The organism is Flavobacterium seoulense (assembly GCF_000695795.1).
Classification (GTDB): Bacteria; Bacteroidota; Bacteroidia; order Flavobacteriales; family Flavobacteriaceae; genus Flavobacterium; species Flavobacterium seoulense.
Genome location: NZ_JNCA01000008.1, coordinates 1 through 23883, shown reverse-complemented (window position 1 = coordinate 23883; position 23883 = coordinate 1). Strand labels below are relative to the sequence as shown.

Sequence of the window (23883 nt, the reverse complement as noted above, 5' to 3'; positions counted from 1 at the left end):
AGAAAAATTTAAAGTTTTTTTTATTCTTTTTTTTCAAAGCTTAAAAAACTTTTCTCTAACCATTATTTCAAATAACTTGCCACTTTTGCGGAGTGCAAAGCTAATTTTTCTTTTCTTATCTCACAAGCTTTTTTTTGACTTTTATTTTTAAAATAATCATCACTTGCTTGTCAGTATATCTTAGAACGTATTCGCTGTTGCGGGTGCAAAAGTAGAACCTTTTTCCGTTTAAACAATAGCTTTTTCAAACTATTTTAAAACTATTTTTTAATACACTGGAAATATGAAAGTTAAAAAACAAAGTTTTTCTCTAACAAAACTAATTCTGTTTTAAATCATCCTGAAATGGCAAATAAACCATAAATACCGCCCCTTTATCTGGAGAACTTTTTGCAGAAATATAACCATTATGCGCCTGAATAATCTTTTTACATAGCGCCAGCCCCACTCCAGAGCCCATATATTCGTTCTGACTATGCAATCTTGTAAAAATATTAAATATACTTTCGGCATATTCCTGATCAAAACCTATTCCGTTATCCTCAAAAACAAACTTAAAATAGGTTGAATCTCCGTAATTGACATCTTTTACTTCTTTTTCAACAGAGATAGCGATAAGTGGCTTTCTATCCGGAGAGGAATATTTTAGAGAATTCAAGAGAATATTTGAGATAAGCTGCTTCATAAGAAAAGGAACCACATATACAGAAGGTAAATCAGAAGAAACAATTTCCGCTTCTGTATCTATTATGTTATCTTTTATATCCAAGAGAACTTCTTTTAGAATCTCATTCATATCAACCAACTCAAATGCTTTATCCGCATTTTTAATTCGAGTATATTTAAGAATATCTGATAGTAAATTCTGCATTCGCATCGCTGACTTACTCACTCTATCCAGTGAATCAATCATATTATCACTCATACTATCTTTTTCTTTAAACAACATCATAGAAGAAATAACCTGTATTTTACGCAAAGGCTCCTGAAGATCGTGAGTACTAATCCAGTTTATATTCTGAAGTTCCTCATTACTTTCTTTTAACTTCTCACTTAATTTACGGTATTTAATTTCTTCATCACTCAACAACATCAAATTAATTTGCTTTTGCAGAGCGTGCGCATATTTTGCCGCAACATTAAGTTCAGGGTGCAACCACGGAGTACTTCTGTTTTTACTTATCTGTTTCCATTTTGCAAAAGAATTCCTTGGATGCAAGCCATTTTCATCTTTAACAATCGCTTTATTTGGATCTCCCCCCCAGTTTACCTCGATTATCGTTTCAGTTCGATACCATATAATAGAATTATTTTTTCCTAATGAATGATAAACAACCCCAGAAATTTTATCCCACACCGATTTCATAGTCGGAATAAAATCAATTATTTTATCTGTAATAAAGCTACTATCATTAGAATGATCAAAAAGCCAGTCAGACAAAGACGGAATAACACTTGCCGGCGGTGTAACTCCATTTTTATAAACCTCTCCATTTATATATAATGAAACACCCGAAGCATTACAAAGTTTAAGCAATTCAGGACTAACACTAATAATTTTAAACGACTCCATAATAGGAGGCAAATCAAGCCCAGTAACTTTTTCCAGAGCATTATTAGTTTTTCTGGAAACTTCATATTCCTCATTTGATTGCCTAACATCAATTTGAGAAGTAATAAACTGCCCTTGAAGTTGCGCAGCCAATCTTATTTCAGGAGTGATATTTTTAGATGAATAATGATGACAAGCAATCAACCCCCACAATTTACCCTGATGTATTAACGAAATAGTCAACGTTGCACCAACACCCATGTTTTTTAAATATTCAACATGTATAGGCGAAGTACTCCTTAATATAGACAAACTCAAATCTAAGTTTTTATCCTTATCGTCATCTATTGTATATATAGGTACAGGCGTATAATCCATATCCGTAATTAACCTTAACACATTCCGCATATACAACTCTCTTGCCTGGACAGGAATATCGGTATGCGGATAATACAAACCCAAAAACGGTTCTAAATCTTCACGGCAACATTCAGCAAAAACTTCACCATTATACTCTTTATCAAAACGATAAACCATTACACGATCATAACCCGTCAATGAACGCGTTTCACTAGCAACCATCTGACAAAGGCTTTTAAGCGATTGCGTAGTATTCATGTAATTTATAAACTGAAGTGTCTGATTATAAACATCGGTAACACTCTCGATTTTAACATCACAAGGCTCTGCTTCGAATACATAATAATCATTACTTTGATGAAAAAAGCATTGAAACATTTTTTTTTCCAATTCCATTTTCACCTGCAATACATTTGCATTTAACGAAGAACCTTTAATTATATCAAAATTTTCATCACCAAAAACATCCTTAAAATCTTTTCCTAAAACTTCCGCATATTTAAAAGACAAATACGTAGAAATATTTTCACTGCAAAAAGCAATCTTATACTCTTTTGTCAATCCAATTAACAAACCATGAGGCTGAATACTTCCCGGAATATGAATTGGTTCATTTTCACAATTAGTCAAATTGACAATATCCCTGTTTACAATATCTCTTATCTTCATTTAGCGTAGTTTTCAAAATGCTTATGAATAATTCCAAAGGCAAAATTTGCCCCCTCAATGATTACATCTCCACAATCATGATCCTCTTCGTACCGAACCATTTCTGAAATAAAATTTTTCCATAATAAACCCGTATTTTCTTTATAGCCGGCAAAATATTGAGCACCGTAATCAGAAGTAAAACCTAATTGTTTTTCGATATTTTTCAAAATAACCCTTCCTCCAAGTGAAGAACCTTCTAAAACATACATAATTCCCAATGCAAACGGAATTTCAAAATCAGCATCAAATGCTGTACTCTCATTTCTTGCGGAAAAACCCAAAACTCTTAAATCAGACTGTATTAAATTCAGTTTCTTTCTCTGATCAACATCTGAAATAAAATTCGAAATCACAGGATACACCTTTGCCTCCACATCTTTCACTATAGATTGCATAACCAACAAATATTCGGCATATTTTTGAACTGTAATTTCAGGAGAAACAATTAGCTGAGACAATGACACAGATTCTAATTGCTTATGAAGAGATGATGTAGACGACCTAAGTTCATCTAAAAAAGTAATTTGAGAAACGGTTTGATTATGAGAGCTTGTCATAAAAAATAGGGGGTATTTTTTTGTCATCAAAAGATTTTGACGCCAACATGAAGATTATATTTAACTTAGTATTTTTTCAAAAATAATCAAATTACTTTACAAATTCGATACAATTAGCCCACACTCCATTTTATTTTAAAAAACCTTCAATTTCTTCATAAAAATTATACAAATCCTATTATCGAAGTTACTGCAAATCATTTATATTTGCAGTCCATAAAATTTAAAGAATGATTAAGATTACTTTGCCCGATGGGTCAGTTAGAGAGTTTGCGTCAGGCGTGACTCCAATGGATGTTGCTAAAAACATTAGCGAAGGATTTGCAAGAAATGTAATTTCTGCTTCTTTCAATGGTACAACTATTGAAACCGTTACTCCTTTGACCACCGACGGTAGCCTTACATTATATACATGGAACGATGCTGAAGGAAAAAAAGCTTTCTGGCATTCTACTTCTCACGTAATGGCACAGGTTCTGGAAGAAATGTATCCTGGAATCAAATTAACTCTTGGTCCTGCGATTGCAAACGGTTTCTATTACGATGTGGATTTTGAAGATCAAAAAATCACCGAAGCTGATTTCAAAAAAATTGAAGATCGCGTTCTTGAAATTTCAAGAGGAAAACACGAATTCAAATTGCGTCCTGTTACAAAAGCAGAAGCTTTAGAATTATACAAGGATAACGTATATAAAACAGAATTGATTTCGAATCTTGAAGACGGAACAATTACATTTTGTGACCACGACACTTTTACGGATTTATGTCGTGGAGGTCATATTCCAAATACAGGAATCATCAAAGCCATGAAAGTAATGAGCGTTGCTGGTGCTTACTGGCGTGGTGACGAAAAAAACAAACAATTGACACGTGTTTACGGTACTTCTTTTCCTAAACAAAAAGATCTTACTGAATATTTAGCTTTATTAGAAGAAGCAAAGCGTCGTGATCATAGAAAATTAGGGAAAGAATTAGAATTGTTTGCTTTCTCTCAAAAAGTAGGTCAAGGTTTACCGTTATGGTTACCAAAAGGAGCTGCATTAAGAGACCGACTAGAACAATTCCTGAAAAAAGCACAGAAAAAGGCAGGTTACGAGCAAGTTGCTACTCCACATATTGGACAAAAAGAATTGTATGTAACTTCTGGACATTACGCAAAATATGGAGCAGATAGTTTCCAACCAATAAACACTCCTGCCGAAGGCGAAGAGTTTTTATTAAAGCCAATGAACTGTCCTCATCACTGCGAAATTTACAATGTAAGACCTTGGTCATATAAAGATTTACCTAAGCGTTATGCTGAATTCGGTACTGTATATAGATACGAGCAATCTGGAGAATTACACGGTTTAACTCGTGTACGTGGTTTTACTCAGGATGATGCACACATTTTTTGTACTCCGGAACAATTAGACGAAGAGTTTAAAAAAGTAATTGATTTAGTTCTTTATGTTTTTGGTTCATTAGGTTTCGAAAATTTTACTGCTCAAATTTCATTGAGAGATCAGGAAAACAGAGAAAAATACATTGGTACAGATGAAAACTGGGAAAAAGCAGAAAACGCGATTATTAACGCTGCACGCGACAAAGGATTAAACACTGTTGTTGAATATGGTGAAGCTGCTTTTTACGGACCAAAATTAGATTTCATGGTTAAAGATGCTCTTGGAAGACAATGGCAACTTGGAACTATTCAGGTAGATTACAATTTACCTGAACGTTTTGATCTAACATACAAAGGATCAGATAATGAACTACATCGTCCGGTAATGATTCACAGAGCTCCTTTTGGATCTATGGAACGTTTTATAGCTATTTTACTGGAACATACAGCAGGAAATTTCCCTCTTTGGCTTATGCCTGAACAGGCTATTATCTTGTCTTTGAGCGAGAAATATGAAAATTATGCCAAAAAAGTTTTAGAATTGCTAGAAAATCACGAAATTCGCGGGCTAATTGATAACCGAAACGAAACAATTGGTAAGAAAATTAGGGATGCCGAATTACAAAAAATCCCATTTATGCTGATTGTAGGTGAGGAAGAAGAGAAAAACGGTACGATTTCTATCCGTCGTCAAGGTCAGGAAGGAAAAGGAAATATTAGTGTAACAATAGAAGAATTTGCTTCGATTGTAACCGAAGAAATAAACAAAACATTAAAAGTATTTACAGTTTAACTTAAATTTTAAAGTCATAGCAATAAGAAGCAACAGAGGTTTTCAACCTCGCGTAGAAAAAAAAGATGCACACAGAATAAATAATCTTATTCGTGGAGTGCAAGAAGTAAGGCTTGTAGGTGAAAACATTGAACCTGGAGTTTTTAAACTTTCTGAAGCATTACGCTTAGCAGATGAGTTTGAACTGGATTTAGTTGAAATTTCACCAAACGCAGATCCACCGGTTTGTAAAATCATGGATTACAAAAAATTTGTTTATGAGCAAAAGAAACGTGAAAAAGTTCTAAAAGCAAAATCTTCACAGGTTGTTGTTAAGGAAATTCGTTTTGGTCCTCAAACAGATGAGCATGATTATGAATTTAAAAGAAAGAACGCTGAAAAATTTCTAAAAGAAGGAGCTAAATTAAAAGCCTTTGTTTTCTTTAAAGGACGTTCTATTATTTATAAAGATCAAGGTCAAATCTTATTATTAAGATTAGCTCAGGATTTAGAAGAACACGGAAAAGTAGAAGCAATGCCTGTTCTTGAAGGAAAGAGAATGATTATGTTCATTGCTCCGAAAAAGAAAAAATAGTATTCAGTTTGCAGAAAGCAGATTGCAGAAAACATAATGAGTTGGCAAAGGCTATTTTAGCTTAGCAAACTCGCAAAAATAAGTAAGTAAGATAAATTAAAACACTAGGAAAAAATGCCTAAAATGAAAACCAAATCTAGCGCCAAGAAACGTTTTAAAGTTACTGGTTCTGGAAAGATTAAAAGAAAACACGCTTTTAAAAGTCATATCTTGACTAAAAAATCTAAGAAACGTAAATTAGCTTTGACTCACTCAGCGCTAGTTCACTCTACAGATATGAAAAGCATCAAACAACAATTAAGAATTATATAATTGTTAATCGTTAAAAGTTATTCGTTAAGAGTTTCAAAACTCACAACTTCTAACTTCTAACTTCTAACTTTTTATTCTTTAGGTTAAAACAATTTCAATAACCTTGGAGTATGGCTATAAGTTCTCTTGATTAAATTCGGGACGCCTGCTACAAAAAAACAATAAAATTATGCCAAGATCGGTAAATTCAGTTGCTAAAAGAGCAAGAAGAAAAAAAATAATGAAGCAAGCCAAAGGTTTCTTTGGTAGACGTAAAAACGTTTGGACAGTTGCAAAAAATGCGGTAGAAAAAGCAATGCTTTATGCATACCGTGACAGAAAGCAAAACAAGAGAAACTTCCGTGCATTATGGATTCAACGTATTAACGCTGGAGCTAGATTAGAAGGAATGTCTTATTCTCAATTCATGGGAAAAGTTAAAGCTAACGGAATCGAATTGAACAGAAAAGTTCTTGCTGATTTAGCTATGAACCACCCAGAAGCTTTCAAAGCTGTACTTAATAAAGTAAAATAAACGTTTTATCAACTCAATTTAGAATTACTTACTTATATAGAAAACCTCATTCTTCGAATGAGGTTTTTTTTTGTTATGGTCTATTTTCAAGCATAATTAGGTTTTTTGCTTCTTCTTTTTAGCGGCAGGAAACAAAACATTGTTTAATATTAAGCGATATCCTGGAGAATTAGGATGTAAATCTAAAACTGTTGGCGCATCACCCACTTTATGCTGATAATCTTCCGGATCATGACCTCCGTAAAAACAAAACATTCCTTTTCCTTTTTGTCCATGAACATATCTGACTTCACCATTTAATTCACAAGTTCCTAAAGTTATAATATTCGATTTCACTAATGCGGCATCAAAAGCCGTAGTTTGTCCCATAAAACCTTTAATAAGCTGGGTATGATTTTGGCATAACATAGAAGGAATTGGATCCCATTTAGCCGAAAATTCCATCAGCGTAAAATAATCTTTCTCCATAGGAACAACTCTTTTTTCAGTCATATCAATATCTGAAAACTCGTATTTCTCCGGACTTCTCTCCAGAGTAAAGTCTTTAAAAGCAAATGAATTACTATAATTTAATTTTGATTGATAATTGGCTTCACTTGGATCTCCGTCAAACATGGTTTCGCAAATATCAACTCCATCAGCCGCTAAAGCGATATCAAAACTATCGGTTGCTGAACACATAGCAAACATAAAGCCTCCGCCTATCACAAAATCTCTTATTTTTTTGGCTACCGCTCCTTTTTCCTGAGAAACTTTCGAATAACCTAATTTGGCAGCAAGATTTTCAGCCTCTTTTTTTTGTTCAATATACCAGGGAACATTTCGATAAGAACTATAAAATTTACCATATTGTCCGGTAAAATCTTCGTGATGCAAATGCAACCAATCATAAAGAACTAATTGATCGCTTAAAACTTCTTCATCATAAATGGCTGTAAAAGGAATTTCAGCATAAGTTAAGACCAAAGTCACCGCATCGTCCCAAGGTTTTTTACCTTTAGGAGTATAAACAGCTATTTTTGGTGCTTTTTCGAGAATTACATTTTCCATGTTTTGCGATGGGCTTGCAATTTCGTTCAAAATAGTTTGTTGTTCTGAATCAGAAAGAATTTCAAAACTTACGCCTCTAATTTGGCATTCTTTTCGAATTTCAGTCGCATCTGGTAACAAAAATGATCCACCACGATAGTTTAACAGCCAACTTGCCTTGTATTTTTTATCCAGACACCAATAGGTAATTCCGTAAGCTTTTAAGTGATTTTGCTGCGAAGTTTCATCCATTGGCAACAAAATAAAAGAAGCTTTTGCCGAAAAAGAAAGTAAGACAATAAAGAGTAAAGCTATTTTTCTAAAAACCATTAGACTGTTTTATTTCAAATATAGCGCTTTTATCTTAAAAAGGCATATCATCATCGTCGTCATCATTCAAATTACTTCCAAAAGCCTCGTGTGCCGAAGGTAGATTTTTAGTAATAAACGAATTATCATCCTGATTCATAGAAGAAGGTAAATCGTCATCATAACCACCGCTGTAATCATCTAAGTTATCAAACTTACCTAAATGCCCTAAGAATTTCAAACGAACGTTTTCGATTCCACCGTTACGGTGTTTTGCGATCATGATTTCGGCCTGACCAGCTGTTGGTGCAGCTTCATCATCATCCCATTCGTCAATTTTGTAGTATTCCGGACGATACAGAAACGATACGATATCGGCATCCTGCTCAATCGCTCCCGATTCACGAAGGTCAGAAAGCAAAGGTCGTTTACTGGATCCACGGGTTTCTACGGCACGCGATAACTGCGAAAGTGCAATTACAGGAACATTCAATTCTTTGGCCAAAGCCTTTAAGTTTCGGGAAATAGTAGAAATCTCCTGCTCACGGTTTCCACCTCCTTTAGCATTTCCACCGGCAGTCATTAACTGCAAATAATCGATGATAATAATCTTTATACCGTGTTGCGAATGCAAACGTCTTGCTTTTGCTCTTAAATCGAAAATAGAAAGCGAAGGTGTATCATCAATAAATAAAGGTGCTTTTTCTAAATCTTTCACCTTTGTACTCAACATCGTCCATTCGTGTGGTTCTAATTTGCCAGTACGCAATTTCTCTGATGACAATCCTGTTTCAGATGAAATTAAACGGGTAATTAACTGTACTGATGCCATCTCCAGCGAAAATACCGCTACTCCGTGTCCATAATCAATTGCCATATTTCTTGCCATTGACAATACAAAAGCGGTTTTTCCCATCGCAGGACGCGCCGCGATAATGATTAAATCACTTGGCTGCCATCCAGAAGTTAGTTTATCCAGATTAGTAAAGCCAGTCTCAACACCACTTAATCCTTCTTTTTTACTAATTTCTTCAATTTTCTTTTTGGCTTGCAATACTAAACTTTGTGCCGTTTCTGAACTTCGTTTAATATTTCCCTGAGTAACTTCATACAATTTCGATTCAGCTTTGTCTAATAAATCAAAAACATCGGTAGTTTCATCATAAGAATCTTCGATAATTTCGGATGAAATCCGAATCAAACTACGTTGGATAAATTTTTGAAGAATAATCCTTGAGTGAAATTCAATATGCGCCGAAGATGATATTTTTTGCGTGAGCTGAATTAGATAAAAATCGCCTCCAGCTAAATCTAATTTTCCGTTCTTTTTCAATTGTGCCGAAACCGTCAATAAATCAATTGGCTGAGTTTCGGTAAATAATTGTACAATTGCTTCAAAAATGTGTTTATGTGATTCTTTATAGAATGCGTCAGACTGAAGGATATCAATTACATCATCAACTCCTTTTTTATCAATCATCATCGCACCCAGAACTGCCTCTTCTAAGTCAACCGCTTGAGGTGGCAATTTTCCTTTTTCCAGATTGATGATTGTTGTTTTATCCACCTTAACAGGCTTAACATTCTTGAAATTTTCCATACTACGAAAGTAACATAAATTTTTAAAAAAATACAGTTTAGTTATTACAAGAACATGTTTATAACTAAGTCTTTTTTGTTTATAACACAAAAAAAATCCGTCTCGTTCTAAGTTTTAGCACGAGACGGATTTATAATTTTAAAAAATGGAGTTCTTATTCTTTAAACTCTCCCATTTTTGTGTATTTATCCATTCTTTGAGCGATTAACTCTTCTGTTGATAAAACTTTCAATTCGTTATATCCTTTCAAAATATATTCTTCAACAGTTTTAAAAGTAGTTTCTCTGTCATAATGTGCTCCACCTAATGGTTCAGGAATAACATCATCTACTAATTCCTGCTTTTTCATATCAGAAGACGTCAGCTTCAATGCTTCAGCAGCTTTCTCTTTGTATTCCCAGCTTTTCCATAAAATAGAAGAACAAGATTCAGGAGAAATAACCGAATACCAAGTATTTTCAAGCATATAAACACGATCTCCTACTCCAATTCCTAATGCTCCTCCTGAAGCACCTTCTCCTACAATAATGGTAATAATAGGCACTTTAAGCAAAACCATTTCATAAATATTTCTTGCAATTGCTTCTCCCTGTCCGCGCTCTTCAGCTTCTAAACCTGGATAAGCACCCGGAGTATCAATTAAAGTAACAACAGGAATATTAAACTTCTCTGCCATTTTCATTAATCGCAACGCTTTTCTATATCCTTCAGGATTTGCCATCCCAAAATTTCTATACTGACGCGTTTTAGTATTGTATCCTTTTTGTTGACCAATAATCATAAAAGACTGACCACCAATTTTTCCTAAACCACCAATCATTGCTTTATCATCTTTAAAACTTCTGTCTCCATGAAGTTCTAAGAATGTTTCTCCACAAAGTCCTCTAACATGGTCTAGTGTATAAGGTCTGCTAGGGTGTCTTGATAACTGAACACGCTGCCAGGCAGTAAGGTTTTCATAGATATTTTTCTTAGTCTCAATCAGCTTATCGTTGATTTGAATACAGGTAGCTGTAACATCAACTTCTGATTCCTGCCCAATAACCTGACATTTTTCTAACTGTTCTTCAAGTTCTTTTATTGGAAGCTCAAAATCTAAATATTCCATAGGATTTGTGCGTTATTATTTTATTTGGAAGTGCAAATATAAAACATTAAATCATTTACACCCGTTTATTTTTTATTTTAGTACTCTTTACAAAGATACAATCTTATGATAGTTTCTTTTAGCAAAATAGCTCAAAACAATTATATCATTTATAATCAAATAATTAATATTATTTTCAAACTACATTTTTTTATTTCTTCAAATTACTTCGGTGTTTTAAAATTCCGTTAAGAATAACTGTTAACACAATTATCACTGCACCTACATAAAATGAAGCACTCATTTTTTCTTTTCCTCCAATAATAAAATAGGCTAAAACAATTCCGTAAACAGGCTCTAAATTAGTCGTTAACATTACTGTGTAAGGACTCAATTTTTTCATTACACCTACAGAAGCTGTAAATGCATAAGCGGTGCAAACAGAAGACAAAACAAATAGTAACATCCAATTATTGAAAGAAAGATCAAAAAAATCTACTGTGAATCTTTCTTGCACAACAAAATAAGCCGAAATAAAAAAAACTCCGGCTAAAAACTCATAAAAAGTAATTACTGCCGAATCGTGTTTTTGAATTAATTTTCCGTTAAACAAGGTAAATAAAACTCCTAACAAAATAGCCAGAAAAGCGTATAGAATCCCTTCAAAATAGGCTACCTCAACCTGCATGATTATTGACAATGCAGCGATGATTATTAAACCAAAACATACTTCGTACCAAAGTACTTTTCGACCATAAAACAAAGGTTCTAATAAAGAAGCCAAAAACGCACCTAATGAAAAAACCGATAAGGTAATCGACACATTAGAAACATGAATGGCATGAAAGAAAAAAATCCAATGCAATGCTATTAGTAAGCCTACAAGAGTTAATTTAAGGAAAACATCCCAGGGAATACGAAATGATTTTTTAGTAAAGAAAATATAAAAAGCTAAAAAGAATGATGCAATAACCATTCGATACCAAACAATTATATCTGCAGCAATGGTGATTAAAGCTCCTAAAATAGCGGTAAATCCCCAAATAAAAACAATGAGGTGAAGATTGAGATAACTTTTAAGTCTATCGTTTGGCATTGCGTAATAAATAAACCGCTAAAATTCCGAAAACAATATTAGAAAACCATACTGCTACAAATGGTGAAAAAGTAGATTTTTCGGCCAATACTCCAAATATCTTATCGAAAAAAACAAATCCAAAAGCCACAGCAATTCCTATAGTTAGATTCATCCCCATTCCTCCTCTTCGTTTCATCGAAGAAACAGCAACAGCAATAATCGTTAAAATAAATGCCGAAACCGGAACACTGAATTTTTTATACAATACTACCATATAAGTATTAATATTCGAAGAACCACGCTTTTTTTCTTTGTCGATAAAATCGATTAATTCATTCAGACGTAATGTTTCGGCGATATAAACCACAGGCGTTAAATCTTCGAGCTCAAACTTAAACTTGACATTTTTTTCAGGTAAACTTTCTATTTTATCACCTAATTTCCCTACGGTTCTTTTCGAATAATCATAAAGTGTGTAAGTGCTGTCTTTTTCATTCCATTTAATTCTGCTGGCAGTAATTTTAGAAACCATTTTTTCTTTTTGAAATCTCTCTAAAGAAAAATTAAAAGCCATTTTAGACGAAGTATTAAAATTACTCACATACAAAAATTCATGATCATTCAGCTGTCTGTAAACATCTGTATTATCACCAGCCATTTGTTCCCTTCCTCCCGATTTTAAATAAGTATATCTAAAATTATTAAATCCTTCACTAGCTCTTGGAACCACATAAAATCCCATTAATAATACACCTATAGAAACTATCGTAGCACCTATGATAAATGGTCTTAAAAAACGTGTAAACGAAATTCCGGAACTTAAAATCGCAATAATTTCGGTGTTATTTGCCAGTTTTGAAGTAAACCAGATAATAGATAAGAAAAGAAAAATAGGAAATAATGCGTTAGCAAAATAGATAGTGAAATTATAATAATAGGTAGCAATTTCCAAAAACGGAACTTTGTTCTCTATCATTTTATTAATCTTTTCCGAAACGTCAATTATAATCCCAATTGGGATAAACATCAACAACATAGCTCCAAATGTAGCTAAATATCGTTTCAGGATGTATCTATCTAATATTGTTAACATATTTTGAAGTTAGAAGTTAGAAGTTAGAAGTTAGAAGTGGGGAGTTAGAAGTTCGTCGCTAAGAAACTTCCAGCTTCTGACTCCCAGCTTCCTGCTTTTTTACAAACGCTGACTCATATTTTTAACCATCATTTCTTTCCATGCTCTAAAATCACCTGCTATAATATGTTTTCTGGCTTCACGAACCAGCCACATATAAAACCCAAGATTATGAATAGTAGCAATTTGTTTTCCAAGGTATTCATTGGCAGCAAAAAGATGACGCAAATAAGCCTTAGAATATTCGGTATCTACAAATGTAATTCCCATTTCGTCAATCGGCGAAAAATCATCCTCCCATTTCTTATTTTTGATATTGATCGTTCCATTTGCTGTAAACAACATTCCGTTACGAGCGTTACGCGTAGGCATTACACAGTCAAACATGTCAATTCCTAACGCAATATTTTCCAAAATATTAATTGGAGTTCCCACTCCCATCAAATAACGCGGTTTGTCTTCCGGCAAAATTTCAGTAACTACCTCAGTCATCGCATACATTTCCTCAGCCGGTTCTCCTACTGAAAGTCCTCCAATAGCATTTCCTACCTGACCCGAATTAGCTATATATTCCGCCGATTGACGTCTTAAATCTTTATATGTACTTCCCTGAACAATAGGAAAAAAAGCCTGATTATAACCGTATTTCACAGGTACTTTATCCAAATGACTGATACAACGGTCTAACCATCGGTGCGTCATGTGCATCGAACGCTTGGCATAATTGTAGTCACAAGGATAAGGCGTACATTCGTCAAAAGCCATGATAATATCGGCTCCAATGGTACGCTGAATTTCCATTACATTTTCAGGTGTAAAAAAGTGATACGAACCATCAATATGCGATTTAAACTTTACTCCTTCTTCCTTAATTTTTCTGTTATTCGAAAGAGAATATACCTGATAACCTCCTGAATCCGTCAAAATATTACGATCCCAGTTCATAAATTTATGCAAACCTCCCGCTGCTTCTAAAATTTTAGTTTGCGGACGCAAATACAAATGATAGGTGTTTCCAAGAATAATATCAGGATTAATTTCTTCTTTTAATTCTCTTTGATGCACTCCTTTTACCGAGGCTACAGTGCCTACAGGCATAAAAATAGGCGTTTCAATCACACCGTGATCTGTGGTAATGCTTCCTGCTCTTGCTTTAGAAAGTGGGTCTTTTTGTAATAAATCAAACTTCATACTGGGATTTTTCTTCCGATTGTTCGGCTGGCAAAGATAGTTTAATTTAGAAAAAAGTGACATCTTTTTAACAGCAAACTAACGCTTAAAAAAACAGCTGGATTTTTTATATTAAACATTAAGAAATTTAAGAATATTAAGTAAAAATTCTCCTGACTTCTTAACGGCAATTTTAGAATAAAATGGTGTTTAAAGTTGTAACTTTGTACTACTAATAATTTTAGCTACAAGCATAATGAAACTTAATATTCAGGATACTTTCAACAAAGAATTACCCGCCGACCCAATTACCGAAAACTACGTTAGACAGGTAGAAAATGCCTGTTTTTCATATGCAACACCTATAAAAACGGCTAATCCACAAATACTTCACGTTTCTCCGGAAATGTTAGAAAAATTAGGATTGACTGAATCTGACGCAAAAACTGATGAATTCAAAAACGTTTTTACCGGAAACGAAATTTTACCTGACACAAAACCTTATGCTATGTGTTATGGAGGACATCAATTTGGTAACTGGGCAGGACAACTTGGCGACGGACGTGCTATAAACCTAACTGAAATTATTCACAACAACCAGCGGTGGGCAATTCAACTTAAAGGTGCCGGAAAAACTTCTTACTCAAGAACCGCCGATGGATTAGCTGTTTTACGTTCTTCCATCCGCGAATATTTATGCAGCGAAGCCATGTTTCATCTGGGCGTTCCTACTACAAGAGCTTTATCATTAGCTTTATCAGGTGACGAAGTTTTAAGAGATGTGCTTTATAATGGGAATCCCGCTTACGAAAAAGGAGCTATCGTTAGCCGGATTGCGCCGAGTTTTTTACGTTTTGGAAATTACCAGATTTTGGCTGTTCGTAATGATGTCACAACGCTTAAAACCTTAGTTGATTACACTATCAAGCATTTTTACCCTGAATTAGGCAATCCTTCAAAAGAAACCTATCTCGAATTTTTCAGAAAAGTAGCCGAAAACAGTCTGGAAATGGTTATTCACTGGCAACGTGTAGGTTTTGTTCATGGAGTAATGAATACTGACAACATGTCAATCTTAGGATTAACTATTGATTATGGCCCATACGGCTGGCTCGAAGGTTACGATTATGGCTGGACACCTAACACCACCGATTCACAACACAAGCGTTACCGTTATGGCAACCAACCCAACATTGTGCATTGGAATTTGTACCAATTAGCCAATGCTTTATACCCATTAATTGGAGAAACAGAAGGATTAGAAAAAGTCTTAGCTGATTTTGGCACTGCTTTCGAAAGCAAATATTTGAACATGATGCGTTCTAAAATTGGTCTTTTCTCCGAAAACGAAAATGATCAAAAACTCATTCAGGAATTAGAAAACAACCTGCATTTAACAGAAACCGACATGACGATTTTCTTTAGAAATTTAAGTCATTTCCAAAAAGAAAATCCAGAACAAGGAATCTCGATTATTCAAGATGCTTTTTATAATGCTATCGAAACTGAAACAACTGAAATCTGGAACAACTGGTTTAACAGTTACAGCCAAAGATTACAATTAGAGAAAGAGTCTAATGCCGAAAGAGCTGAAAAAATGAATGCCATCAATCCAAAATATGTATTGCGAAATTATATGGCACAACTAGCCATCGATGCTGCCGACAATGGTGATTACAGCCTTATTGATGAACTTTTCAATTTATTAAAAAACCCTTATTCTGAACAAGAAGATCAAGAAAAATGGTTTGCTAAACGCCCCGATTGGGCTAAAAATAAAGTAGGCTGTTCAATGCTTTCTTGTAGTTCTTAGCACTAAAATTATTAAATCTTAAAGTACAGTGAAAGCTGTACTTTTTTTATATAAAAAAACTCAACGTATTTAACCCACTAATTTTATATAATAAATCGTATTTTATAACTTTGCATTAATTATTACAACAATAAAGCATTATGGAATACAGTATTTTAATAGTTCCCGGATTAGGCGATTCTACAACAGGACATTGGCAGGACAATTGGTTACATCATTTCCCAAATGCAAAAAAAGTAATTCAGGACAATTGGAACCAACCTCAACTGCAAGATTGGTTAACAAATCTGAATACTACTATTAAAAGTATTGATACACCTATTGTTATTGTAGCACATAGTCTGGCAGTTTCTTTAGTGGCGCATTGGTCCCAACAAAATGACACCAGTAAAATTGCCGGAGCTTTACTCGTTGCTCCTGCCGATGTAGAATCTCCAGCGCACACTCCTGAGGAAATTTGGAACTTCGCCCCGATTCCTTTAAACAAATTAAATTATCCTTCTATAGTAATTACCAGCGACAACGATCCTTACATTTCAGTTGAAAGAGCCGAATATTTATCAAAAAACTGGAGAAGTCGTTTTTATAATGTAGGTTCAAAAGGACATCTCAACTTTGCTTCAAATTTGGGACTTTGGGAAGAAGGACAGGAAATATTACAAGACTTACTATTGCAAATTGCTCAAAATAAAAAATAGATAAACCAGACTAAAAACTACAGACTTTTCTTGTGATTTAGAAAGTAATTTCATTATGTTTGTACAACTTGTAGAAAAATTCTCCTTTAAAAGTTATACTTATGGAAATTATAGAAAATCTGGATCCTTTATTAAAAACTTTTTGGTATGTAGCTATTCCAACTACGCTGATTTTTAGCGTTCAGGCAATAATGACCTTTTTAGGTGTTGATTCTACTGATGGACTTGAAGCCGATTTTGACGGCAATCTCGATGGAGGTGACACTACTTTTCAATTATTTTCTCTTCGAAATCTAATCAACTTTTTATTGGGTTTTAGCTGGACGGGAATTTCCTTTTTTGGAACCATAAATAATCCAATAGCACTAATTATTGTTTCGATAATTGTAGGATGCTTGTTTGTATTTTTATTTTTCATCATTATAAAGCAAGTTCAAAAACTAGAAGAAGATAATTCTTTTAAACTTCAAAATACGCTAGATAAATCAGCCGAAGTATACTTATCTATTCCTGAAAACAAAAAAGGAAAAGGAAAAATTATGATTAGCATCAAGGGGACTTTTCATGAATTAGAAGCCATGACAGAACATCATGAAAAAATAAACTCCGGAACTACTGTTAAAGTAATAAAAATAGAAAACAACATAATCATCGTACAACCCATTTAAAACCAATCAATGACACCAGTAATTATTATTGTAGTAGCCGCAATTGTCTTTTTTGTAAGTATCTCAGCCTTAATTTCAAGATACAAAAGATGTCCTTCAGACAAAATATTAGTAATCTACGGAAGAACAGGAGGAACTTCGGCAAAATGTGTCCACGGTGGCGGTTCTTTTATTTGGCCTGTAATTCAGGATTTTGCTTTTCTGGATTTAAAACCATTATCTATTGAAGCTAATTTAACTAATGCCTTGAGTAGACAAAACATTCGTGTAGACGTTCCTTGCCGTTTTACTATTGCAATTTCGACGGAAACAGATAGTATGAATACTGCAGCCGAAAGATTATTAGGTTTATCATCGGAGCAAATTCAGGAATTAGCTAAAGATATTTTATTTGGTCAATTGCGTTTAGTAATTGCCACAATGACGATTGAAGAAATTAACTCTGACCGAGATAAATTTTTAGATAATATTTCTAAAAACGTAGATAGCGAATTACGAAAAATCGGTTTAAAACTAATCAACGTTAACGTAACTGACATTAAAGATGAGTCTGGCTATATTGAAGCTTTAGGAAAAGAAGCTGCTGCAAAAGCTATCAACGAAGCCAAAATTAGTGTTGCTGAACAAGAGAAAATTGGGGAAACTGGAAAAGCTTTGGCAGACAGAGAAAAAGATACTCAAATTGCCGAAACACATAGAGATCGTGATGTAAAAATTGCCATTACTCAAAAAGATCGTGAAATTAGTATTGCTTCTGCTACAAAAGACGAAGCCATTGGAAAAGCTGAAGCCCAAAGAGATACCAGAGTAAAAACTTCTGAAGCGAATGCTATTGCTATTCAGGGAGAGAATGAGGCTAAAATTGCTATTGCCAACTCAGAAGCTTTAAGAAGAGAAAAAGAAGCTGAATCTTTACGCATTGCTATAGCTGCAGAAAAAGTACAGCAAGCTAAAGCCTTAGAAGAATCTTATATTGCTGAACAAAAAGCCGAGCTTGCACGTTCTGAAAGAGAACGTTCTACCCAAATTGCTAATATTGTAATCCCTGCCGAAATTGCTAAACAACGCGCTATTATCGAAGCACAAGCCGATGCCGAAAGAATCAGAGAAAATGCAAAAGGAGAAGCAGATGCTATTTTTGCCAAAATGGAAGCTGAAGCAAATGGTCTTTATGAAATTCTGACTAAACAAGCCGAAGGATACAAACAAGTTGTAGAAGCTGCCGGTGGCGACCCAACACAAGCGTTCCAATTATTATTAATTGAAAAATTACCTGAATTAGTAAAAACTCAGGTGGAAGCTGTCAAGAATATTAAAATTGACAAAATAACTGTTTGGGACTCTGGAAACAACACCGATGGAAATGGTTCTACAGCTAATTTTATTTCAGGAATGATGAAAACCGTACCACCATTGAACGATTTGTTTAATATGGCAGGACTTAATTTACCAACTTATTTAAAAGGTGAAAACCAAATTGAAGCACCTATTTCAAACCCGGAGACACCAACTGGAAACGAAAAATAATGTTGCAATCTGTTCAAAATAGAAAACCAAAAACACTCAAAAAGTCCTAATCCGGGACTTTTTTTGTTACTATAACGTTTGATAACAAACAATTCAAAAAATCATTTGTCTTACGGGAAAATAAAAATTACATTTGCAACAGTTTAACTTTTACGATCAAAATGAAACCTAACACTCAACAATTAAACGATTTAATTATCCAAGTAAGAAGAGACATCCTTCGAATGGTACACGCTGTTAATTCAGGTCATCCAGGAGGTTCTCTAGGTTGTACTGAATTTTTAGTAGCCTTATATCAAAACATAATGGACCGCAAAGAAGGTTGGAACATGGACGGAGTTGGAGAAGATTTATTCTTCTTATCAAACGGACATATCTCTCCGGTTTTCTATAGCGTTTTAGCAAGAAGTGGGTATTTCCCAGTTGCTGAATTAGCAACTTTCCGTTTGTTAAATTCAAGATTACAAGGTCACCCAACAACTCATGACAACTTACCGGGAGTACGTATTGCATCTGGTTCTTTGGGTCAGGGATTATCTGTAGCAATTGGAGCAGCTCAGGCTAAAAAATTAAACAACGACAATCATATCGTTTATACTCTTCACGGTGATGGTGAATTGCAGGAAGGTCAAAACTGGGAAGCTATCATGTATGCTTCTGCTAAAAAAGTAGATAACCTAATTGCAACTGTTGACCTTAACGGAAAACAAATTGATGGTACTACTGACGAAGTTTTAGCAATGGGAAGTCTTCGTGCTAAATTTGAAGCTTTTGATTGGGAAGTTATCGAAATCACTAAAGGAAACGACGTTGAAGCAATCATTGGCGGAATGAATGAAGCAAAAGCAAGAACTGGAAAAGGAAAACCAGTTTGCGTATTGCTACATACTGAAATGGGTAATGGTGTTGATTATATGATGTTCAGTCATGCTTGGCATGGTAAAGCTCCAAACGATGAGCAATTAGCTAATGCATTAGGACAAAACTATAACACAGGAGGCAATTCAGATTATTAATCCCCTCCTAACCTCCCCAAAGCGGAGGAATTATCGAAATTAATAAATAACATAAACCCTATTACCCCAATAGGAACTCCCCTCCTTCGGAGGGGTTGGGGGAGGAAAATGAAAAAATATATAAATACAGGAAGCAAAGATACCCGTTCAGGTTTTGGAGTGGGAATGACTGAATTAGGTCAAAAAAATGAAAATGTAGTAGCACTTTGTGCTGATTTAATTGGATCATTAAAATTTGATGATTTCAAGAAAAATCACCCGGAGCGTTTTTTCCAAATCGGAATTGCTGAAGCAAACATGATTGGAATTGCTGCAGGTTTAACTATTGGTGGAAAAATTCCTTTCACAGGAACTTTTGCTAACTTCTCTACAGGAAGAGTTTATGACCAAATTCGTCAATCTGTTGCTTACTCTGATAAAAACGTAAAAATCTGTGCTTCTCACGCCGGATTGACTCTTGGAGAAGACGGTGCTACTCACCAAATCCTTGAAGACATCGGTTTGATGAAAATGTTACCAGGAATGACTGTTATCAATACTTGTGATCACAACCAAACTAAAGCAGCTACAATTGCTTTAGCTGACCACCACGGTCCGGCTTACTTGCGTTTTGGACGTCCGGTTGTACCTAACTTTACTCCTGCTGACGAGCCATTCGTTATTGGAAAAGCAATTATGTTAAACGAAGGTACTGATGTAACAATTGTTGCTACAGGTCACTTAGTTTGGGAAGCTTTAATTGCTGCTGAGAAATTAGAAGAAAAAGGAATTTCTGCCGAAGTAATCAACATCCACACGATTAAACCATTAGACGAAGAGGCTATCTTGAAATCAGTAGCTAAAACGAAATGTATTGTAACTGCTGAAGAGCATAACTACCTTGGAGGTCTTGGAGAAAGTGTTGCTGGCGTATTAGCTTTAAACAACCCAACTCCGCAAGAATTTGTAGCTGTTAAAGATAGTTTTGGTGAGTCTGGAACTCCTGAGCAATTAATGGAAAAATACAAATTAAACAATCAGGCGATTGTTGAAGCTGTAGAAAGAGTTATCGCTAGAAAATAATTCGATTCTAAACTATATACAAAAAATCCCATTCACCGCGGTGAATGGGATTTTTATTAGCTGAATTTCATATTTTATTGTGCATAAAGCAACGATTGCATTACTTCAAATGAAATACTTTCATCTTCATTTACAAAATACTTCAGTAAAACTTCGCCCCACATTTTACCATCGCTATAATCAGCAATTATCCATCGGTGGTTCAACACTTTTACTTTATTAATTACAAATTTATTAGCTCCTATCTGATCCTGACCCACATAAGGATTCCCTTTTGGATTCGAATTCAAATCCATTAATTTTTCTGTTATTACAGGAATTAATTTCTCGTAAGCGATTGTTTTATTGGCTACAGCCGAATCAAAATAATTCTGAGCATTCTCATTTTTTTCTAGCGAAAAATAATTAGCATCATTCAGCTTAGCGGTAACCGAATTCAGGCTATCTCGTAGTTTCTTGGTCGTTTTTTCATATCTGTTTTGCTCAAACTTCACTTCACTATTCAAAAACGAATACGTAAAAACATTAATCAATATCAGTAAAATAAAGGCATAGAGCAGAAATGATTTTTTCATTGTAAATTATTATAAGGTGATTTCTAAATTATCATAAGCAAGGAACACGTTTTCAGGAAGTCTTTTTTGTACTTCTTCATGAAATCCCATAATATGACTAATATGGGTCAAATAAGCTTTTTCAGGTTTTACCAAAGCAATAAAATCCAAAGCTTCCTGTAAACTAAAATGTGAAAAATGCGGTTCTTCGCGCAAAGCATTTACCACTAAGACCTTTAAATCTTTAAGTTTTTCGATTTCGGCAGCTTCAATAGTTTTTACATCAGTTAAATAAGCAAAATCGTCTATTCGATACCCAAAAACCTGAAGATGTCCATGCAGCACATTTACAGGAATTGCCCATTTATTCCCAATAGGAATAGATTCATTATTAACAACTTCAATTGTTTTTACCGAAGGAGCACCCGGATATTTATTCACCGTTTCGAAAACATAACCAAAACGGCTTCGCATATCATCCAGAACTCTATGATGAGCGTAAATTGGCATTTCGCCCTGTCTAAAATTAAAAGGCCGAATATCATCTAAACCCGCAGTATGATCAGCATGCTCATGAGTAAATATAATTCCGTCTACTTTTTGACAATTAGAAGCTAACATTTGCTGTCTAAAATCAGGTCCACAATCAATCACATACGAATAATCATCCCAGCGAATCAATACCGAAACCCGAAGTCTTTTGTCTTTACTATCTGTACTTTTACATACAGGATGATCACTTCCTATAACCGGAATGCCCTGAGAAGTACCTGTACCTAAAAAATATACCTTCAAATCTTATTTTTTTCACAAAAATAGGATTATTTCTCTTTTATTAGGCTAGCTATTTAATTAACTTTGTAACATCAGGCAAATACATAAATTTTAAAATAAAAAAATGGGTAGCGAAATAAAACTAAAAGGAGACAGAGTCATTGCACAAGTCCCTTCAATTAAAGACAAGGCACTACGTATCAATTTAAATGAAAATATTTATGGAACATTTGCCGAGATAGGCGCAGGACAAGAAACAGTAAGACATTTTTTTAGAGCTGGTGGTTCTTCGGGAACTATTGCAAAAGCTATGTCGGCTTACGACAAAGACTTTAGTGATGCCGTTTATGGCGTAGAAAAAGACGGTCGTTATGTTACTGAAAACCGATTGAAGAAAATGCTTTCGCACGAAGTTGACTTAATTGAAAAACGACTAAATCGAGAAAAGCATCCTAACAAAATGTTTTTTAGTTATGCCAATACGGTAGCTACTATCGATTTTGCAAAACAATTTAAAGGTCACGGATGGGTAGGAATTAGTTACCAAATTGACCCAAATGAAGATTACAATGAAATCATTCTTCATATTCGTTTTAAAGAAACGGATGCCAAATTACAACAGGAAACCCTTGGAATTCTTGGTGTAAACCTGATTTATGGTGCTTATTACAAATACAACGATCCTAAAAAATTACTGCGTTACTTATACGATCACTTAGACAAAGACCAACTGGAGATTGACACTATCAACTTCTCAGGACCTCGTTTTGCCGATGTTGACAACCGTTTAATCAGTTTACAGCTGGTTAAAAACGGAATGACAGATGCCGTAATGTTCAACCCAAAAGGAAAAAACATTCTTCCGGCAGCAGTTTTATACAAGAAAAACATCTTAGCTATTAGAGGTAGTTTCCGTCCGGTTACTAAGGTAAATATGGACATGTATGAGAAATCATTACAAATGTTCCTTGAAGAAAACAAAGTAGAAAAAGAAAACACGCTGGTTATTTTTGAAATCACTTTATCGAACCTGCGTTCTGACGGAGAAATTGACGAAAAAGATTTCATGGATCGTGCCGAATTACTTTGTTCGTTAGGACAAACAGTAATGATTTCTAATTTCCAGGAATATTACAAAGTGGTAGAATATTTTGCTAATTATACTAAAGCCCGAATGGGACTTTCTATGGGCGTTAACAACCTTGTAGATATTTTTGACGAAAAATACTATCGTCATCTAAGTGGTGGAATTCTGGAAGCTTTTGGAAAATTATTCTTTAGAGACATGAAAGTATTTTTATATCCAATGCTGGACGAAAATGGAGAAATCACTACTTCCGAAAGTCTGAAAGTACATCCTAGAATGAAAGAATTGTATAAATTCTTTAAATTCAACGGAAAAGTAATTGATGTTGAAGATTACAATCCTGAAAATCTAAAAGTATTCTCTCGTGAAGTTCTTAAAATGATCAATCATGGAACACCAGGATGGGAACCAATGCTTCCTGCGGGAGTTTCGGAAGTAATCAAAGAAAAGCATCTTTTTGGTTACGACCCAAGCAAAACATTAGTTGAATAAAAATCAATTTTGTCTAGTCCTGAAAAAGTG

General features: G+C 34.4%; 21 protein-coding genes. 11 read left to right on the top strand and 10 right to left on the bottom strand.

The window, feature by feature from the left end; all coding sequences use genetic code 11:
- Positions 1-319: 319 nt before the first annotated feature.
- Together FEM21_RS04780 and FEM21_RS04775 are read right to left on the bottom strand one after the other, a co-directional pair.
- Positions 320-2581, bottom strand: a complete 2262-nt coding sequence (locus FEM21_RS04780; protein ID WP_035658463.1) for an ATP-binding protein — start codon at positions 2579-2581, stop codon at positions 320-322.
- Positions 2578-3180 carry a biliverdin-producing heme oxygenase gene (locus FEM21_RS04775; RefSeq protein WP_051627478.1) on the bottom strand — a complete coding sequence of 201 codons (603 nt, stop codon included), beginning with the start codon at positions 3178-3180 and terminating at the stop codon, positions 2578-2580. Before FEM21_RS04775 ends, FEM21_RS04780 begins: the two co-directional genes overlap by 4 nt.
- A 230-nt stretch (positions 3181-3410) precedes the next feature.
- Between FEM21_RS04775 and thrS the strand changes: the two genes are divergently transcribed.
- The 4 genes from thrS to rplT all read left to right on the top strand — a co-directional run bounded on the left by thrS (position 3411) and on the right by rplT (position 6757).
- Positions 3411-5357, top strand: a complete 1947-nt coding sequence (gene thrS, locus FEM21_RS04770) for a threonine--tRNA ligase (protein WP_035658460.1) — start codon at positions 3411-3413, stop codon at positions 5355-5357.
- Positions 5358-5379: 22 nt separating this feature from the next.
- Positions 5380-5931 (top strand): translation initiation factor IF-3, encoded by a 552-nt coding sequence (infC, locus tag FEM21_RS04765; protein WP_081824634.1) that lies wholly within the window; start codon positions 5380-5382, stop codon positions 5929-5931.
- Between the two features lie 114 nt (positions 5932-6045).
- Positions 6046-6243: a 50S ribosomal protein L35 gene (gene rpmI / locus FEM21_RS04760; protein WP_007810722.1), complete on the top strand. Its 198-nt coding sequence runs from the start codon at positions 6046-6048 to the stop codon at positions 6241-6243.
- A 169-nt stretch (positions 6244-6412) separates the two neighbouring features.
- Positions 6413-6757: a 50S ribosomal protein L20 gene (gene rplT, locus FEM21_RS04755; protein WP_035658458.1), complete on the top strand. Its 345-nt coding sequence runs from the start codon at positions 6413-6415 to the stop codon at positions 6755-6757.
- Between the two features lie 96 nt (positions 6758-6853).
- On the opposite strand, the gene FEM21_RS04750 is transcribed toward rplT, so the two are convergent.
- The 6 genes from FEM21_RS04750 to tgt form a co-directional block, all read right to left on the bottom strand.
- On the bottom strand, positions 6854-8116 hold the full coding sequence (locus tag FEM21_RS04750; protein ID WP_035658456.1) for a hypothetical protein: 1263 nt from the start codon (positions 8114-8116) through the stop codon (positions 6854-6856).
- Positions 8117-8150: 34 nt separating this feature from the next.
- Entirely contained in the window at positions 8151-9695 is a 1545-nt protein-coding gene (dnaB, locus tag FEM21_RS04745; protein WP_035658454.1) for a replicative DNA helicase, read from the bottom strand.
- 154 nt (positions 9696-9849) lie between these two features.
- Complete coding sequence (locus FEM21_RS04740) at positions 9850-10803, bottom strand: acetyl-CoA carboxylase carboxyltransferase subunit alpha (protein WP_035658452.1); 954 nt, start codon at positions 10801-10803, stop codon at positions 9850-9852.
- Positions 10804-10993: 190 nt separating this feature from the next.
- Entirely contained in the window at positions 10994-11878 is an 885-nt protein-coding gene (locus tag FEM21_RS04735; protein WP_035658449.1) for a DMT family transporter, read from the bottom strand.
- Positions 11865-12953 (bottom strand): LptF/LptG family permease, encoded by a 1089-nt coding sequence (locus FEM21_RS04730; protein ID WP_035658446.1) that lies wholly within the window; start codon positions 12951-12953, stop codon positions 11865-11867. The genes FEM21_RS04735 and FEM21_RS04730 overlap by 14 nt, the downstream gene beginning before the upstream one ends.
- 99 nt (positions 12954-13052) lie before the next feature.
- Positions 13053-14183 (bottom strand): tRNA guanosine(34) transglycosylase Tgt, encoded by a 1131-nt coding sequence (gene tgt / locus FEM21_RS04725; protein ID WP_035658444.1) that lies wholly within the window; start codon positions 14181-14183, stop codon positions 13053-13055.
- Between the two features lie 235 nt (positions 14184-14418).
- On the opposite strand from tgt, the gene FEM21_RS04720 reads away from it, so the two are divergent.
- From FEM21_RS04720 to FEM21_RS04695, 6 genes are all read left to right on the top strand, one after another.
- Positions 14419-15975, top strand: coding sequence for a protein adenylyltransferase SelO (locus FEM21_RS04720; RefSeq protein WP_035658441.1), 1557 nt, complete (start codon positions 14419-14421; stop codon positions 15973-15975).
- 140 nt (positions 15976-16115) lie between these two features.
- A complete protein-coding gene (locus tag FEM21_RS04715) occupies positions 16116-16673 on the top strand; it encodes an RBBP9/YdeN family alpha/beta hydrolase (protein ID WP_035658439.1) in 558 nt (185 codons plus the stop codon).
- 101 nt (positions 16674-16774) lie between these two features.
- The gene (locus FEM21_RS04710; RefSeq protein ID WP_035658436.1) at positions 16775-17341 is read left to right on the top strand and encodes an NfeD family protein; all 567 of its coding nucleotides are present in this window, start codon (positions 16775-16777) and stop codon (positions 17339-17341) included.
- A gap of 9 nt (positions 17342-17350) precedes the next feature.
- On the top strand, positions 17351-18868 hold the full coding sequence (locus FEM21_RS04705) for a flotillin family protein (protein ID WP_035658434.1): 1518 nt from the start codon (positions 17351-17353) through the stop codon (positions 18866-18868).
- 161 nt (positions 18869-19029) lie between these two features.
- Positions 19030-19884: a transketolase gene (locus FEM21_RS04700; protein ID WP_035658431.1), complete on the top strand. Its 855-nt coding sequence runs from the start codon at positions 19030-19032 to the stop codon at positions 19882-19884.
- A 108-nt stretch (positions 19885-19992) separates the two neighbouring features.
- Positions 19993-20946: a transketolase family protein gene (locus FEM21_RS04695; protein WP_035658429.1), complete on the top strand. Its 954-nt coding sequence runs from the start codon at positions 19993-19995 to the stop codon at positions 20944-20946.
- 74 nt (positions 20947-21020) lie between these two features.
- Here the strand turns inward: FEM21_RS04695 and FEM21_RS04690 are convergent, their stop codons facing one another.
- Both FEM21_RS04690 and FEM21_RS04685 read right to left on the bottom strand, forming a co-directional pair.
- Positions 21021-21521: a hypothetical protein gene (locus FEM21_RS04690; protein WP_035658427.1), complete on the bottom strand. Its 501-nt coding sequence runs from the start codon at positions 21519-21521 to the stop codon at positions 21021-21023.
- Between the two features lie 9 nt (positions 21522-21530).
- Positions 21531-22295: an MBL fold metallo-hydrolase gene (locus FEM21_RS04685; RefSeq protein WP_035658425.1), complete on the bottom strand. Its 765-nt coding sequence runs from the start codon at positions 22293-22295 to the stop codon at positions 21531-21533.
- 103 nt (positions 22296-22398) lie between these two features.
- Between FEM21_RS04685 and FEM21_RS04680 the strand changes: the two genes are divergently transcribed.
- Positions 22399-23853, top strand: coding sequence for a TonB-dependent receptor (locus FEM21_RS04680; RefSeq protein ID WP_035658423.1), 1455 nt, complete (start codon positions 22399-22401; stop codon positions 23851-23853).
- Positions 23854-23883 lie beyond the last annotated feature (30 nt).

Coding starts and splice junctions, on each gene's coding strand:
- FEM21_RS04730 (WP_035658446.1), bottom strand. CDS start 12,953: ATGTTAACAATATTAGATAGATACATCCTGAAACGATATTTAGCTACA.
- rpmI (WP_007810722.1), top strand. CDS start 6,046: ATGCCTAAAATGAAAACCAAATCTAGCGCCAAGAAACGTTTTAAAGTT.
- FEM21_RS04720 (WP_035658441.1), top strand. CDS start 14,419: ATGAAACTTAATATTCAGGATACTTTCAACAAAGAATTACCCGCCGAC.
- FEM21_RS04700 (WP_035658431.1), top strand. CDS start 19,030: ATGAAACCTAACACTCAACAATTAAACGATTTAATTATCCAAGTAAGA.
- thrS (WP_035658460.1), top strand. CDS start 3,411: ATGATTAAGATTACTTTGCCCGATGGGTCAGTTAGAGAGTTTGCGTCA.
- FEM21_RS04715 (WP_035658439.1), top strand. CDS start 16,116: ATGGAATACAGTATTTTAATAGTTCCCGGATTAGGCGATTCTACAACA.
- FEM21_RS04690 (WP_035658427.1), bottom strand. CDS start 21,521: ATGAAAAAATCATTTCTGCTCTATGCCTTTATTTTACTGATATTGATT.
- tgt (WP_035658444.1), bottom strand. CDS start 14,183: ATGAAGTTTGATTTATTACAAAAAGACCCACTTTCTAAAGCAAGAGCA.
- rplT (WP_035658458.1), top strand. CDS start 6,413: ATGCCAAGATCGGTAAATTCAGTTGCTAAAAGAGCAAGAAGAAAAAAA.
- FEM21_RS04750 (WP_035658456.1), bottom strand. CDS start 8,116: ATGGTTTTTAGAAAAATAGCTTTACTCTTTATTGTCTTACTTTCTTTT.
- FEM21_RS04780 (WP_035658463.1), bottom strand. CDS start 2,581: ATGAAGATAAGAGATATTGTAAACAGGGATATTGTCAATTTGACTAAT.
- FEM21_RS04775 (WP_051627478.1), bottom strand. CDS start 3,180: ATGACAAGCTCTCATAATCAAACCGTTTCTCAAATTACTTTTTTAGAT.
- dnaB (WP_035658454.1), bottom strand. CDS start 9,695: ATGGAAAATTTCAAGAATGTTAAGCCTGTTAAGGTGGATAAAACAACA.
- FEM21_RS04680 (WP_035658423.1), top strand. CDS start 22,399: ATGGGTAGCGAAATAAAACTAAAAGGAGACAGAGTCATTGCACAAGTC.
- FEM21_RS04735 (WP_035658449.1), bottom strand. CDS start 11,878: ATGCCAAACGATAGACTTAAAAGTTATCTCAATCTTCACCTCATTGTT.
- FEM21_RS04740 (WP_035658452.1), bottom strand. CDS start 10,803: ATGGAATATTTAGATTTTGAGCTTCCAATAAAAGAACTTGAAGAACAG.
- FEM21_RS04705 (WP_035658434.1), top strand. CDS start 17,351: ATGACACCAGTAATTATTATTGTAGTAGCCGCAATTGTCTTTTTTGTA.
- FEM21_RS04695 (WP_035658429.1), top strand. CDS start 19,993: ATGAAAAAATATATAAATACAGGAAGCAAAGATACCCGTTCAGGTTTT.
- FEM21_RS04710 (WP_035658436.1), top strand. CDS start 16,775: ATGGAAATTATAGAAAATCTGGATCCTTTATTAAAAACTTTTTGGTAT.